Source organism: Nonomuraea sp. NPDC052634 (genome assembly GCF_040678535.1).
Classification (GTDB): domain Bacteria; phylum Actinomycetota; class Actinomycetes; order Streptosporangiales; family Streptosporangiaceae; genus Nonomuraea; species Nonomuraea fastidiosa.
In genome coordinates this window covers 319,143-333,618 of the sequence record NZ_JBFATY010000003.1, presented here as the reverse complement: position 1 = coordinate 333,618, position 14,476 = coordinate 319,143, and the positions used below count along the sequence as shown (strand labels likewise).

The 14,476-nt window shown below is 73.5% G+C and carries 8 protein-coding genes; 2 read left to right on the top strand and 6 right to left on the bottom strand.

Annotation, left to right across the window (positions count from 1 at the left end; translation table 11 throughout):
• The first annotated feature begins 210 nt into the window (after positions 1–210).
• On the top strand, positions 211–5,955 hold the full coding sequence (locus tag AB0K67_RS17435) for a tetratricopeptide repeat protein (RefSeq protein WP_364060401.1): 5,745 nt from the start codon (positions 211–213) through the stop codon (positions 5,953–5,955).
• Between the two features lie 105 nt (positions 5,956–6,060).
• Here the strand turns inward: AB0K67_RS17435 and AB0K67_RS17430 are convergent, their stop codons facing one another.
• From AB0K67_RS17430 to AB0K67_RS17410, 5 genes are read right to left on the bottom strand one after another with little or no spacing between them, the layout of a single operon-like run.
• Positions 6,061–7,641 (bottom strand): acyl-CoA synthetase, encoded by a 1,581-nt coding sequence (locus tag AB0K67_RS17430; protein ID WP_364060398.1) that lies wholly within the window; start codon positions 7,639–7,641, stop codon positions 6,061–6,063.
• On the bottom strand, positions 7,641–8,786 hold the full coding sequence (locus tag AB0K67_RS17425) for a thiolase domain-containing protein (protein ID WP_364060395.1): 1,146 nt from the start codon (positions 8,784–8,786) through the stop codon (positions 7,641–7,643). The genes AB0K67_RS17430 and AB0K67_RS17425 overlap by 1 nt, the downstream gene beginning before the upstream one ends.
• Positions 8,783–9,832, bottom strand: a complete 1,050-nt coding sequence (locus tag AB0K67_RS17420) for a lipid-transfer protein (RefSeq protein WP_364060393.1) — start codon at positions 9,830–9,832, stop codon at positions 8,783–8,785. Before AB0K67_RS17420 ends, AB0K67_RS17425 begins: the two co-directional genes overlap by 4 nt.
• Positions 9,829–10,752: an OB-fold domain-containing protein gene (locus tag AB0K67_RS17415; RefSeq protein WP_364060390.1), complete on the bottom strand. Its 924-nt coding sequence runs from the start codon at positions 10,750–10,752 to the stop codon at positions 9,829–9,831. The genes AB0K67_RS17420 and AB0K67_RS17415 overlap by 4 nt, the downstream gene beginning before the upstream one ends.
• Complete coding sequence (locus AB0K67_RS17410) at positions 10,742–12,289, bottom strand: acyl-CoA synthetase (protein WP_364060386.1); 1,548 nt, start codon at positions 12,287–12,289, stop codon at positions 10,742–10,744. Before AB0K67_RS17410 ends, AB0K67_RS17415 begins: the two co-directional genes overlap by 11 nt.
• A 115-nt stretch (positions 12,290–12,404) precedes the next feature.
• Here AB0K67_RS17410 and AB0K67_RS17405 point away from each other — a divergent pair, with 115 nt between their 5' ends.
• Positions 12,405–13,214 carry a crotonase/enoyl-CoA hydratase family protein gene (locus AB0K67_RS17405; protein WP_364060383.1) on the top strand — a complete coding sequence of 270 codons (810 nt, stop codon included), beginning with the start codon at positions 12,405–12,407 and terminating at the stop codon, positions 13,212–13,214.
• 155 nt (positions 13,215–13,369) lie between these two features.
• On the opposite strand, the gene AB0K67_RS17400 is transcribed toward AB0K67_RS17405, so the two are convergent.
• Complete coding sequence (locus tag AB0K67_RS17400) at positions 13,370–14,476, bottom strand: nitronate monooxygenase family protein (RefSeq protein ID WP_364060380.1); 1,107 nt, start codon at positions 14,474–14,476, stop codon at positions 13,370–13,372.

The window sequence follows — 14,476 nt, the reverse complement described above, 5'->3', positions numbered from 1 at the left end:
CCCTCGCCGGACCCACTGGCCGCCCCGGCCTACCCCGGCTCGGCCGCTCCGCCGGGCCCGCCGGACGCGCAGGTTCACCCGCCCTCGCCGGACCCACTGGCCGCCCCGGCCTACCCCGGCTCGGCCGCTCCGCCGGGCCCGCCGGACGCGCAGGTTCACCCGCCCTCGCCGGACCCGCTGGTCTTCCCGCGCCCGGAGGGCTCGCCGGGCGTGCCAGGCGCGGCGGGGTGGGCCGAGCTGGCGGCGGGGCGTGCTGTGGTGCCGTTCCTGGGGCGGGAACGGCCGCTCGGCGAGTTGCGGGCGTGGGCCGGTGAGGCGTCATCGCTGTCGATCGCCGTACTGACCGGACGAGGCGGGACAGGAAAGACGCGGCTGGCCGGTGAGCTGTGCGCGGAGCTGGAGGCGCTGGGCTGGGACGCGGGTTTCCTGCCGCTGGACACGCTCGCCGCCGTACTGTCCGCGCCGCACACCGGCGACCTCAGGGAGAACGGCACGGCGGGGCAAGGCGTCAGGTTGGAGGCCGTACGCCCGACGCTGATCGTGCTCGACGGGCCCGAGGCGTCGCCGCCGCTGGTGGGCGAGCTGGTACGGCGGCTGGCCCGGCACGGCCGCAACCCCCGCGTACGGCTGCTGCTGGTCGCCCGCGAACCCGGCGACGGCGACTGGTGGCGCCGCCTGGACACGGCGGCCGGCGGCAGGCTCAGGCGTCTCAACACCACGACGGTCCAGCTCAACGCCCACCCGCTGACGCTCCCCGAACGCCGGCAGCACGCGCTGGCGGCGATGCGAGCCTTCACCTCCCTCAGTGCCACGGCCTCCGGCCCGTCTGAGCCCGGTCTCACGCTGCCTGATCTCACGCTGCCTGATCTCACGCTGCCTGATCTCACGCTGCCTGATCTCACGCTGCCTGATCTCACAGGACCTGATCCCACAGGGCCTGATCCCACAGGGCCCGGGGCCGAGGCCGCGCTGCCCGGCCCGCCTCGGCTCGACGACCCGGAGTACGGCCTCCCCCTCCACGTCCATCTGGCCGCGCTGCTGCGGCTGGACGGCGCGCCTCACGTGAGTGGCGAGGAGCTGATCGGCCGGTTCCTCACCCGGGAGTGGGCCCGCTGGCTCCGGCTCTGGCCGGACGATCCGAACCGGCCCGACGACGCGACCGCTCATCAGCCCGGGGCTCACGAACGCTCCAGCGACGCAATCGCTCATCAGCCCGGCGCACACGAACGGCCCGGCGAGGCGGCCGTTCACCTGCCCGAGGAGCACGAGCGGCCCGGCGTCGCGCCCGGCCACGGCCCTCAGCGAGACGACCGTTCCGGTGATGTGCTCGCTCCAGAACCCGGCGCGTTCGAGTGGTTCGAGAGCCGGGCCGAGCGCCGGCCGGAGGGGCTGAGGCGGCTAGGGGAGCTGGCGGCGTGGCAGGCGGTGGCCGTGCTGGTGCTCACCGAGCCCCGCGCCGACGAGCTGCCCGCGCTGCTCACGGCCGTCCCTGGCATCCGCACCGGCACGGGGGGTGTCGCCGGGGAGGTGGCCCGGTGGCTGGGGCGGCTCGGGGTGCCGGCCCAAGGGTTCGATGTGGTGGCCGAGCTCCTGCTGGACGAGACCGAGGACCTGGACGCGCTCGTTCTCGCCGTACACGACCACGAGGCACGGACGACGGCGCACCTCGTACGGATGCTGGACGTCCTGCGCCTCGCGGCCGGTCGCGAGCGGGTGCGGGCGGCGCTGTGGTCGCTGATCGCCAGCCGCATCGGCCGGCTGGTCGCGGCGGCCGTCGCCGATCCCGCGAGCAGGCTCGGCGACGTGCTCAACGCCGCGCTGGCCCTGTTCGCCGATGATCGGCAGCTCGCCGAGGCGGTGGCCGCGCTGCCCGTGGCGCAGCCGGGCAACGCCGGTCCCGGCCTCCGCAACGGCGGGCTCGGCCTGCGGGCGCTGGACGTGACGCTCGCCGAGCTGACCGTGCGGCATCGGCGCACCACCGGCGAGCGGGCCGCGCTGGCCGGGGCGCTGGCGTGGTGGTCGCGCGGGCTGGCGGCCGTCGGCAGGGTGGGCGAGGCGGTCGCGGCGGCGGGTGAGGCCGTGGAGGTGTACGCGGGCGCTCCCCCGTACGAGGACGCGGCGGGGCATGCGGAGGCGCTGTTCGGGCTCGGGGCGTACCTGCTGCTCGGTGGCGAGGCCGCCGGGGCGCTCAAGCCCGCCCGAGAAGCGGCGGCCCGGTTCAGCGTGCTCGCCGAGGACGACCCCCGCTACGCCTGGCCGGCGGCGCGTGCCCAGTACAACGTGGCGTGTGCGCTGCTGGAGAGCGGGCGGCTTGATGAGGCGGTGGCGGCGTTCGAGGCGGCGGGCGGGCACCCCGGCTTCGCGTCCTACCTGACGGCTCTCCTCGCCGTCCTGCCCTCCTCCGGCCCCGGCCCCGACGCAACCGGCCTCGCAGCAGGAAACCTCGCGGCAGGAAGCGGGGACCGCACAAGCGCGCCCGCACCCGGCCCCGGCGGCCACGCCACGGATGGCCTCGCCGCGTGGGGCACGACCGGGCTCACCGGCACGGGCAGGCCCACCAGCGCGAGCGGGCTCACCAGCGCGAGCGGGGCTGCGGCGGCGGTGGCGAGTGAAGGCGCGGCGGTGACCCCCAGCGGGCTGCTGCTCGCCGGGGCGCAGGAGGTGGTGGCGGGGCCGGAGCCGTTGGCGCCGTTCGACCAGGTCGGTACGGCGGAGGTGCTGCCCGAACTGGCGGGGTGCCTGGCGGTCGCGGTCACGTCCGCGCTCAGGGGCGTCGCGCCGGCGAACCGCGATGTGGCGCACGGGCTGCACCTCGTCGCCGCCTGGCTGGAGACGAACGGCAGGCGGTCCGAGGCGCTGGCCCCGGCCGGGGAGGCGGTGGCGCGGCTGCGGGGGCTGGCGGCCGAGGAGCCGGAGCTGCGGGCGATGCTGGCGTCGGCGGCGAGTGTGGTGTCGAGGCTGCACGCGGGGCTCGACGACCTGGACGCGGCGATCAGGGCGGCGGCGGAGGCCGTACGGAACCTGCGATCCCTCGTGACGCTCGACCCCGCCGAGCACCGGAACGCCCTGGCCGGCCGGCTGCTCGACCTGGGCGAGCTGCTGCTGGCCGACGACCGCCCTGATGAGGCGCTTGAGCCGTTGCAGGAGGCGATGGCCGTGCCGGTGGAGGCGGTCGAGGGGCACCGGGCGACGCAGGCCAGGGGCCGCCGGCTGCTCGGCCTGTGCCTGGACGGCCTGGGCCGCACGTCCGACGGCCTCGCGCAGCTGGAGATGGCGGCCGAGCTGTACGACGTGCTGAGCGTCGAGGATCCCTCCTACCGCCGGTACGGCCCCGAGGTGCGGGCGCGGCTGCGCAGGGGCGGTGAGCAGGACCGGCCCGCCGACGAGCCGTGGCTGCTGCGGATGGTGCTCGACCGGCCGGAGGAGGCGGTGGCCAGGGCGGAACGGCGGCTCGCCGAGCGCAGGGAGGCGGTGGAAAGCGCCGGTACGCCGGAGATCGAGCGTATTCATGCGTACCTGTCGGCTCAGGCGGACCTCGCCCGGGTGTGGGCGGACACGGGACGGGCCGGTGAGGGGTTCGCGCTCGCCATGCAGGCGGCCGAGCTGCTCGAACGGCATGCCGCGCCCGACCGGCCGCACGCCATCGCCGTGGGCATGGTGGCGGCGGCGCTCGGCCGTTCGCTGGTCGGGCTCGGACGGTACAAGGAGGCGATCCCGCACCTGCTGACCGCGATCGAGGCGAGCCGGCCGCAGGCGGGCGCCCGCGCTGAGCTGGCCGAGCTGCTGATCCTGGAGACTTTCGCGCTGTCGCGCGCCGACTGCCCGTCGGACGCGGATGCTGCGGCCGGGCGGCTGGTCGAGCTGTACACGTCGCTGGTGAACGAGGGCGCGGCCCGTCCGATCGCGCTGGCCGGCGCGCTGCGGCTGCAGGCCGGGATCCGCTTCGCCCGGCAGGACATCACGGGCGCGCTGGCCTCCGCCGACCGGGCGCTCGCCCTGCTCCCGCTGCCCGCGGACGACGACGAGCTGCTGCTCGCCGCCGGATGCCACGAGCTGGCCGGGCTGTGCCTGGCGGAGCTGCACGAGCCGGAGGCGGCCGAGGCGCGACTGGCCGACGGCACGGCGAAGCTGGCGGCGCGGGCCGGGCGGGTACCTGACGACTTCATGAGCGTTCACGTGCTGGCGCTGGTCCGGCTCGCGCGGCTGCGGGTGGAGCAGGAGGGGCCGTCCGCCGGGATCGAGCTGTACGCGCGGATCCTCAGCATCCGTCCGCTGCCGGAGGCGGACGCGCTCGACGCCCTCATCACGGCGATAGAGGAGTACGCCCGTGATGTGCGGGCGGCCCAGCCCGGCGACCCTGACGGGTGTGAACCCGACGCCGGTGCCCTCGTGGACATCGGCGGGCTCGTCGAGCCGCTGGCCGCGTTCACCGAGGCACTGGAGCGCGAGGTGCCGCTCAGCGGCGAGGGCGGCAAGGACGTGCACGACCGCTACGGCCGCTGCCTGATGATCCTCGTGGCCACCGCGGACCGGAGCGCCGCCCAGGTGGCGGAGCTGGCCGTGCGCGTGTACCGGGGGCTCGCCGCCGTCTCCCCCGCCTGCCGCGCATCTCTCGGCCGGGCGCTCGCCGCACTCGCCGCCGCCCGTCCCGCGCTGCCCGTACTGGAACAGGCCGTCGCGCTGCTGGACGACCGCGACCCGCGCCTGCTGGCGGAGATCCTGCACGACTACGCCGGGGCGCTGCTCGACCAGGGCCGGGCGGTGGAGGCGCTGGCGCACTGCGAGCGGGCCGCGGACCTGTGCGACGAGCTGGACGATCCGGCCGTGGCGGCGGCGGTGTTCGCGCGGCTCGGTTCCGCGCTGGCCGCGCTCGACCGGCCGCAGGCGGCGCTTGAGGCGATCGCGTGGTCGCTGGCCGAGGTGGACAGGGCCGCCGAGGAGGACGTGGAGCTGCCGCTCGTGCGGGCGCGGGCGATCCAGGTGCGCGGCAGGGTGCTGCGGATGTCCGGGCGCGGGCAGGAGGCGCTGGCGCACCTGGTGGAGGCGTTGCGGCTGTTCAGGAGGCTGCCCGAGCCGCAGGCCGCCGCCGAGACGGCCGCGCTGATCGCCGACGACCTGCTGGCGGAGGGCCGCCCAGAGCAGGCCGTCGAGTACGCCGAGATCGCCGCGAACACCCACGAACAGGGCACCGTCCAGCGGGTCCTCGCCACCCAGCGGCTGATCAGGTGCCACATGATGCTGGGCCGCCTGGCCGAGGCCAACACGCTGGTGGAGGCCCTGATCCCGGTGGCCAGGCGGACGCCGGGCGACCTGACGTTCCGGGCGATCCTGGCGGACTCGCTGGCGCAGAGCTCCGAGCTACTGCCCCTGCTCGGGCTGGACGACGGCGGCGAGGCGGAGGCGAGGGCGCGCGAGGCGATCACCGTCTACGACCAGTTGCTGGCCGCGGGCACGAACGCGCAGGCCCTGCACATCAGCCGGGCGGGCGCGTGCCTGACGCTGGCCGGGGCGCTCAGAATGCGGGGGCGGCCGGCGGAGGCGGTGCAGCCGCTGCGGGAGGCGGTGGCGGCGCTCGAACGTTTCTCGCCCGGCAACCCGATGCAGGCAGGGCTGCTGTCCAGGGCGATGCTCATGCTGGGCGACGCGCTGATGGAGGCGGGCCGGGCGCTGGAGGCGGGGCTGGTGTTCCATCGCGGTACGCAGGTCACGCGCGACCCGCTGGCGAGAGCGGTGGCGCACGCCCGGTTCGGCGCGTGCCAGCAGGACCTGGGGCGCGACGACGCCGCCGACGCCGCGCTGCGCGTCTCCGCCGACCTGCTGCGCGGCCTGCCCCGCGAGGCCACCTCGGATCTGCTCCAGGACGTGCTGCGGCGCAGGCTCGCGCTGCTGGAGAAGGCGGGACGGTCGGCCGAGGCGCAGGCGATCCAGGACGAGCTGGCCCGCCTGGCCCCCTGACCGGTCGAAGCCGGAAGCGGCCCCTGACCTTGACCGATCCAAGCCGGAAGCACCCCTGGCCCCTTGACCGATCGAAGCCGGAACCGGCACGGAAGGGGAGCCCTGCTAGGCGTTCTGGGCGGTCTCCCTGGCCCACCGGTAGTCGGCCTTCCCGGCCGGCGAGCGCACCATCTCGTCCACGAACGCGTACGTCCGAGGCACCTTGTACCCGGACAGCCGCGTCCTGCAGTGCGCGTCCAGCTCCTCCCGCGTCACCTCCACGCCGGGCCGCAGCTCGATGACGGCGGCGACCCGGCTCCCCCACCGCTCGTCCGGCACCCCGGTCACCACCGCGTCGAACACGGCCGGATGCCCTTTGAGCACCGCCTCGACCTCCTCGGGGAACACCTTCTCGCCGCCGGTGTTGATGCACTGGGAGCCGCGCCCGAACACGTTCACCGTGCCGTCCTTCTCGACGGTGGCGAGGTCGCCGGTGAGCAGCCAGCGGGTGCCGTCCTCGGTGGTGACGAACGTGCGTGCCGTCTTCTCGGGGTCGTTGTAGTAGCCGAACGCCACCCGCCCCGACCGCGCCACGGTGCCGATCCGCCCGGAGCCCGGCTCGACGGGCCGGCCACGCTCGTCGAGCACGGCCAGCCGGACGACGGCGTTGGGCTGGTAGCGCAGGCCCTTCTCAGGCGATGACCCGGCCACGGCGGAGGCGGTGTAGCCGGACTCGGTGGAGCCGAAGTTGTCGAGGATCATCACATTCGGCAGCAGCTCCTGAAGCCGGTCGCGGACGGCGCCCGACAGGATCGCGCCGGTCGAGCTGATCACGAAGAGCGAGGACACGTCGTACGAGCCGGACTCCAGCTCGTCGGCGATCGGCCTGGCCATGGCGTCGCCGGTGATGTTGATCGTGGTCACGCGCTCGCGCCCGATGGTGCGTAACACCTCGGCGGCGTCGAACTTGCGCACGTACACCATGGCCGAGCCCATCCAGAACGCGATCCACGTGGCCATCTGCGCGGCGCCGTGCATGAGCGGCGGCGCGGCCATCATCACCATCGGGCTGGCCTTGACCGCCTCGTCGATGACCTCCTGCGGGGTGGCGCGCGGCTCGCCGTACGGATTGCCGCCGCCGAAGCCCATGAACAGGTCCTCGACGTGCCACATAGCGCCCTTGGGCAAGCCGGTGGTGCCGCCGGTGTAGATGATGTAGATGTCCTGGCCGGAGCGGGCGGGGAAGCCGCGCTCTGCCCTGCCGCGTTCCAGGGCGTCCGCGTACGGCACGGCTCCGCCGATCGCCGGTGGCCCGCCCACGGCGATGAGGTGGTCGAGCAGCGGCGCCTGCCCGGCGACGGCGGCCACGCGCGGCTCGAACTCCACGTCGTAGACCAGCGCCCGCAGGTCGGCGTCGCGGTAGAGGTAGAGCAGCTCGGCCTCGACGTAGCGGTAGTTGACGTTGATCGGCACGGCGCGGATCTTCAGCGCGGCGAGCAGCCCGGCGACGTACTCGACGCCGTTGCACAGGTGCAGCCCGACGTGCTGGTTCGGCTGGACGCCGAGGTCCATGAGGTAGTGGGCGAGCCGGTTGGATTCGGCGTCGAGCTCGGCGTACGTGCGCCGCTGGTCGCCGCAGACGATGGCCGTGCGTTCCCCGATCGCGTCCGCGAGCCCCTCGAACAGGTCGGCGTGGTTGAACTCCATCAGGGCATCTCCCGTCCGACGATCCACATCGCGAAGAACTGGGCTCCCCCGCCGTAGGCGTGGCCGAGCGCCAGGCGGGCGCCGTCCACCTGGTGTTCACCGGCCATGCCGCGCACCTGGAGCGCGGCCTCGGCGAACCTGATCAGTCCGGACGCCCCGATCGGGTTGCTGGAGAGCACGCCGCCGGAGGCGTTCCACGGGATGTCGCCGCCGAGCGCGGTGGCGCCCGACTCGGTGAGCTTCCAGCCCTCGCCCTCGGCGGCGAAGCCGAGGTTCTCCAGCCACATCGGCTCGTACCAGGAGAACGGCACGTACACCTCGGCCACGTCGATCTGGCGGCGCGGGTCGGTGATGCCGGCCTGGCGGTAGACGTCGGCGGCGCAGTCCTTGCCGGCCTGCGGGTTCACGGTGTCGCGTCCGGCGCGGAAGATCGGCTCGGAGCGCATGGCGGTGGCATGCACCCACGCGGGCGTGCCGGTGACGGCCCGTTCCGAGGCGAGGACGAGCGCGCAGGCGCCGTCGCTGGAGGGGCAGGTCTCCAGGTAGCGGATGGGCTCCCAGAGCATGGGCGTGGATTCGACCATCTTCTGGTCGATGCCGGGGATCTTGAGGTGCGCGTACGGGTTCTTCAGCGCGTTCAGCCGGTCCTTGACCGCGACGAGCGTGCCGATGTGGCCGGGCGCGCCGGTTCTGCGCATGTATTCGCGGATGTGCGGGGCGAAGTAGCCGCCCGCGCCGACGACGAGCGAGGAGCTGAACGGCAAGTGGGTGGACAGGGCCCAGGTGGCGTTCGACTCCGACTGCTTTTCGAAGGCGACGACGAGGACCCGGTCGTGCACGCCGCCCTGCACGAGCGAGGCGCCGACGATGGCGGTGGAGCCGCCGACGCTGCCCGCGGTGTGCACGCGCATCAGCGGCTTGCCCGCCGCGCCGAGCGCGTCGGCGAGGTACAGCTCGGGCGTCATCACGCCTTCGAACAGGTCGGGCGCCTTGCCGACGACCACCGCGTCGATGTCCGTGAACGTCAGCCCGGCGTCGTCGAGTGCCCGCAGCGCCGCCTCGCGGACGAGCCCGGCGATGGAGACGTCGCGCCGCTTGGTGGTGTAGCGGGTCTGGCCGACGCCGATGACCGCGCACCTGTTCATCGGGCCTCCAGGACGGTGACGAGGTTCTGTTGCAGGCAGGGTCCAGCGGCGGCGTGCGCGACGGTGCGGCGCGCGGTGCCGTCGTGGATGCGGCGGGCGGCCTCACCGATGCGGATGAGGCCGGTGGCCATGACGGGGTTGGCGGCGAGCGGGCCGCCCGAGGGGTTGATGACGGTGTCGCCGCCGAGTTCCAGGGCCTCGCGCAGGATGAGCTCCTCGTGCGGGAACTGGGCGTGCAGCTCGGCCACCTCGACGGGGCCCTTGGCGACGCCCGCGGCGCGGGCGGCGTCGGCGGCCGAGCCGGATCTGGCGAGGTCGCGCAGGCCGAGGTAGTGGGGTTCGACGCGGTGTGCGATGCCGGTGATGTAGGCGGGGCTGTCGCACAGCTCTCCGGCGCGCTCTCCGGCGGCGAGCACGACGGCGGCGGCGCCGTCGGTGACGGGCGGCACGTCGATCCTCCTGAGCGGCCGTACCGCGTAGTCCTCGTAGTCCTCGTAATCCTCCTCTCCGTGGGCCTCGGGCTCCGGCAGGTCCAGCGCGTACGGGTTGGCGCGCCCGTCGGCCCGGCTGCGGCGGACGATCTCGTCGAGCTCCTTGGGCTCCGCGCCGACGGCGGCGGCTTGGAGCGCCGCGTAGGAGAGCAGGTCGAGGCCGAGCGGGGCCAGGTAGTAGGGGTCGAGCTGGAGCGTCATGATCGTGCGCAGGTCGCCGAGCGACGACTTGCCGAAGCCGTAGACGAGGGCGGTGTCGACGTCGCCGTGCTGGAGGCGGACCCACGCCTCGTACAGGGCCCAAGCGCCGTCCATCTCGACGTGGCTTTCGGAGATGGGCGGCCAGGCGGCCAGCGCGTCGAGCGCGGAGACGAACGAGAACGGCGCCCCCGCCAGGTAGTCGCAGCTTCCCGAGCAGGTGAAACCGAACCGGGTGAGCCCGGTGCGTTCTTTGACCTCGTTGATGACCGGGGTGATCATCTCGGGTTCGCTGAGGCCGGTGTCGTGATCGGTGTGCCGCGTCTGGGCGAACGCGACGATCGCCACTTCTCTCATGACAGCTCCACGTCGGGCTCGCCGGTGGGGGCGAACCAGCGGATGTTCGCCATGGACGCCGTGCGCTCGCTCTCGGGGACCCAGACGGCCTTGACGCGCATGCCCTGCCGTACCTCGTGGGCGGGCACATCGCCGACGAGCGCGATCATGGGGATGTCGGTGCCGTCGAGCAGGATGTACGCCGACACGAACGGCACCTGCGGCGCCCTCGGGTCGGGCAGGTTGTTGATGGCGAACGTGGTGACGGTCCCGGTGTCGGGCACCTCGACGGTGTCCGGGATGGCGGTGCCGCATTCGGGGCAGGCCGACCGGTACGGCACGTACACCTTTGCGCAGCGCTCGCAGCGCCCGCCGAGGAAGACGCCGCGTGCGATGCCTTCGAGGAAGACGCGCAGCGCGCCGCCCGCCTTGATGCGGTATTCGGTGCGGACGTCGGCGCGGATCTGGGAGACCTCGGGGACGAAGTGCGAGATGTCGGTGATGTGGCCGGTGGGCTTCTCGCGCCAGACCGGCCAGACGCGCAGGCCCTGCCGCAGCGCCTTGGGGTGGCCGGGGTCCACGGCGTGCACGAGGTCGGTGTCGGCGCCGTCGAGGCGGATGAACGCCCAGGCGAAGGGGCGGTCGAGGGGGTGGCCGGGCAGCGGCTCGGCCACCCAGGCCCAGGTGGTGACCGTGCCGGCGGGGCCGACCTCGACGTACTCGCCGGTGACCGGATCGCCGGTGGCGGGGTCGTACTCCAGGGGCGGCACCAGCACGCGGCCCTCCGTCGTGCGCACGCCGACGAGGCGGCGGGCGCGTAACTCGCTGAGGAACCGGCCGATCACCGGCCCCGTGGTACGGGTGTAGCCGCCGGGGAACTCCAGGACGTGCTGCGCGACCAGCGGATCGGCCGGGGGATCAGCCAGGGGCTCAGATGGCACGGTCGTGTCCCTCCCAGTACGGGGCGCGGAGCTTGCGTTTGAGCAGCTTGCCGTTGGGCTCGCGGGGCATCTCGGCGATGAAGTCGATGCTCTTGGGCCACTTCATCCTGGACAGGCGGCCCTCCAGCGAGGCCAGCAGCTCGGCGGCCAGCTCCGGGCCGGGCACGGCGTCGGGGGCGGGTTCGACGACGGCCTTGATCTGCTCGCCCCACTCCTCGTCGGGAATGCCGAACACGGCGACGTCCGCCACCTTGGGGTGGACCATGAGCTCGTTCTCGATCTCGGCCGGGTAGATGTTCGCGCCGCCGGAGATGATCATGTCGGCTTTGCGGTCGCAGAGGTAGAGGAAGCCGTCCTCGTCGAGGTAGCCGATGTCGCCGACGGTGAAGAAGTCCTTGAGGCGGTTCGCGGCGGTCTTGCCGGGGTCGCCTTTGTACTCGAACGTGGCGCCCATCATCTTCATGTAGATCGTGCCGGGCGTGCCGTTGGGCACCGGTTCGCCCTGCTCGTCGACGATCAGCAGCTCGCTGATGGGCCAGGGCTTGCCGACCGTGCCGGGGTGCGCCTTCCAGTCCCCGGGCGTTGCGAGGGTGCCGCCGCCCTCGGTTGCGGCGTAGTACTCGTACACGCAGTCGCCCCACCAGTCGAGCATCGCCCGCTTGACGGGGACGGGGCAGGGCGCGGCGGCGTGGATCATCCAGCGCAGCGAGGACAGGTCGTAGGCGGTGCGGGTCTTCTCCGGCAGCGCGAGCAGCCGCTTGAAGTGCGTCGGCACCAGGTGGGAGCTGGTGACGCGGTGCCGCTCGCACAGGCGCAGCATCTCCTCGGCGTCGAAGCGGTCCATGTAGACGAGCGTGTGGCCCATGTGCAGGGCGGTGCCGCCGAACTGGGTGACCGCCGTGTGGTAGCTCGGCGAGGTGACGAGGTGGACGTTGGGGCGGCCGGGCGTGATGCCGAACAGCGTGAGCAGGAACGCCATCAGCTCGGCCCCGTCGTCCGGGTCGAGGCCGCTGAGCGGCCGCTTGACGCCTTTGGGCTTGCCGGTGGTGCCGGAGGTGTAGTGCATGGTGGCGCCGGCGGTGCGGTCGCCTGGCGCGGTGTCCGGCCGGCCGCCGGTCAGGTCGCTCTCCGGGCGGAACCCGGGAGCGTCGCCGCCGATCGAGAAGCGCCGGTCGGGCGCGATGGCCTCGGCGCCGCGCGTGCCCTCGGCGAGGAAGCGCGGGTGCACGAAGAACGCCTCGGCCTCGCTGTCGGAGACGATGTACGCGATCTCCGGGCCGGTGAGATGCCAGTTGACCGGCGTGTAGTACCAGCCCGCCTGCAGGGCCGCCAGGTAGAGGACGAGGCCGTCGGCGCCGTTGGGCACCAGGCCGCAGATGCCGTCGCCGGGCCGGAGGCCGAGTGCGCGCAGCCCGTGCACGAGCCGGTTGGAGCGGGCCAGGAGATCGCCCGCGCGGTGCTGCCTGCCATCGGGGTCCACGGCCGCGATCCACTCGGGATCCGCCTGCGCGAGCCTCCAGAAACCGAGCGTGCCCATCTGATCTCCTCAGCGTTGGGCGGGCAAAACAGGAACCTGTTCTCGTTTCTGGTGGGAGCGTATCCTGGGCCAAAGTCCGTAGCAAGCGCTTGATCTAGCGACTTACGGAGGCATCGTGGAGCTCTTGCCGATCAGCACGCCGCACTGCCGGATCGAACGCGACGGCCACGTTCTCATCGTCACCATGAACCGGCCCGAGGCCCGCAACGCGCTCTCCGCGGACATGCTGATCGGCCTGGCCTCGGCGTGGGCGTACGCCTCGGAGGAGCCCTGCGTACGGGTGGCGATCCTGACCGGCGCGGAGGGCACGTTCTGCGCCGGGGCCGACCTCAAGGCGATGGGGCAGCCGTCGAGCGACCCCGAGGTGCAGGCCCGCGCCGCCGAGATCCCGGACTTCCACTGGAAGGGCCTGCTGCGCGAGGACCTGCCGACGAAGCCGGTCATCAGCGCGGTCGAGGGCTACGCGGTGGCCGGCGGCACCGAGCTGCTGGTGGGCACCGACCTGCGGGTGGTGGCCGAGTCGGCGACGCTCGGGCTCTTCGAGGCCAAGCGGGCACTGTTCCCGATGGGCGGCAGCGCCGTACGGCTGCCGCGCCAGATCCCGTACTGCCACGCCATGGACCTCCTGCTGACCGGGCGCGCGATCACGGCGGCGGAGGCGCTGTCGATGGGGCTGGTCAACCGCGTCGTCCCCGACGGCCAGGCGCTGGCGGTGGCCCGCGAGCTGGCCGACGACGTCGCCGCCTCCGGCCCGCTCGCCGTTCAGGCGATCCTGCGCACCTACCGCGACACGCTCGGCCTGCCCGAGCCTGAGGCTTTGAAGGTGTCGGACGAGCTGGGCTGGCCGGTGATCGGCTCGGAGGACGCCAAGGAGGGCACCCGCGCCTGGCGCGAAAACCGCCCCGCCCGCTACGAGGGCCGGTGACACCGGGAGCCGACATCCGGCGAGCGCGCCGGCTTCCACCGGACGACACCGTCGCTGATCGCGGCACGGCGAGTCGCGCCGGGGCCCTGCCGTGGCGCGACGCTGTCGTACAGGTGCGGCCGCGGCGGGTGACGGTGTCGTGCCAAGCGTGCGGGTCAGTCGGTGGTGAGGCGCTGGAGGCGGGCGCAGGCTTCGGCGTACTCCTCGACCAGGGAGTAGACGACGTCCTTGGCGGGTTTGACCTGGTTCATGATGCCGATGATCTGGCCGGCGGGGAACGTGGCGAGCTCGGCGGCACCGGAGCGGCCGATGCGACGCAGGGCGTCGGAGACCAGCATGAACTGCAGCGGCATCGGCAGCGTGCCCGGCGACTCCTCCGACTCCCACGCCTCGGTCCACGCGTTCTTCAGCAGCCGGGCGGGCTTGCCGGTCCAGCTCCGCGAGCGGACGGTGTCGCGGGATGTGGCGTCGAGGATGCGGCGCCTGGCCATCTCGGGGGTGTCGGCCTCCTCGACGGTGAGCCAGATCGAGCCCGTCCACACGCCCTCGGCGCCGAGGGCCATCGCGGCGGCCATCTGGCGACCGTTGCCGATGCCGCCCGCCGCCAGCACCGGTACGTCCACCGCGTCCACGACCTGCGGGATGAGCACCATGGTGGAGATCTCGCCGGTGTGCCCGCCGGCCTCGGTGCCCTGGGCGACCACGACGTCCACCCCGACCTCGACCTGCTTGAGCGCGTGGCGCGGGGTGGAGGCGAGCGCGGCCACCTTGACGCCGTGGGCGTGGGCGAGCGTGACCACGTCGGCGGGCGGCGGGCCGAGCGCGTTGGCGAGCAGCGCGATGGGGTGGCGCAGGGCGACCTCGACCTGCGGGCGCGCGGTGGCGTCCGTCCAGCCGAGCAGCACCTTGCCGGGGTCGGCGTCCGCGGACAGCGGCGGCACGCCATGCCTGGCCAGCAGGTTCTCGACGAACGCCCGGTGACGGTCGGGGATCATCGCCTGGAGGCGGCCGACCAGCTCGTCGGGCGCGAAGTCGGCGCCCTCGTACGAGGCCGGCATGACGACGTCCACCCCGTACGGCCGGCCGTCCACGTGGTCGTCGATCCACGTGAGCTCGACTTCGAGCTCTTCCGGGGTGAAGTAGAGCGCGCCGAGCACGCCCATGCCGCCGGCCTTGCTGACGGCGGCGACCACATCCCGGCAGTGGCTGAACGCGAAGATCGGTAGCTCGATTCCGAACATGTCCGTGACGCGTGTCCGCAT

Excerpts from the sequence above, each read along its gene's own strand:
- AB0K67_RS17430 (WP_364060398.1), bottom strand. The coding sequence starts at position 7,641 with ATGGAGTTCAACCACGCCGACCTGTTCGAGGGGCTCGCGGACGCGATC.
- AB0K67_RS17425 (WP_364060395.1), bottom strand. The coding sequence starts at position 8,786 with ATGAACAGGTGCGCGGTCATCGGCGTCGGCCAGACCCGCTACACCACC.
- AB0K67_RS17420 (WP_364060393.1), bottom strand. The coding sequence starts at position 9,832 with ATGAGAGAAGTGGCGATCGTCGCGTTCGCCCAGACGCGGCACACCGAT.
- AB0K67_RS17410 (WP_364060386.1), bottom strand. The coding sequence starts at position 12,289 with ATGGGCACGCTCGGTTTCTGGAGGCTCGCGCAGGCGGATCCCGAGTGG.
- AB0K67_RS17400 (WP_364060380.1), bottom strand. The coding sequence starts at position 14,476 with ATGCGGACACGCGTCACGGACATGTTCGGAATCGAGCTACCGATCTTC.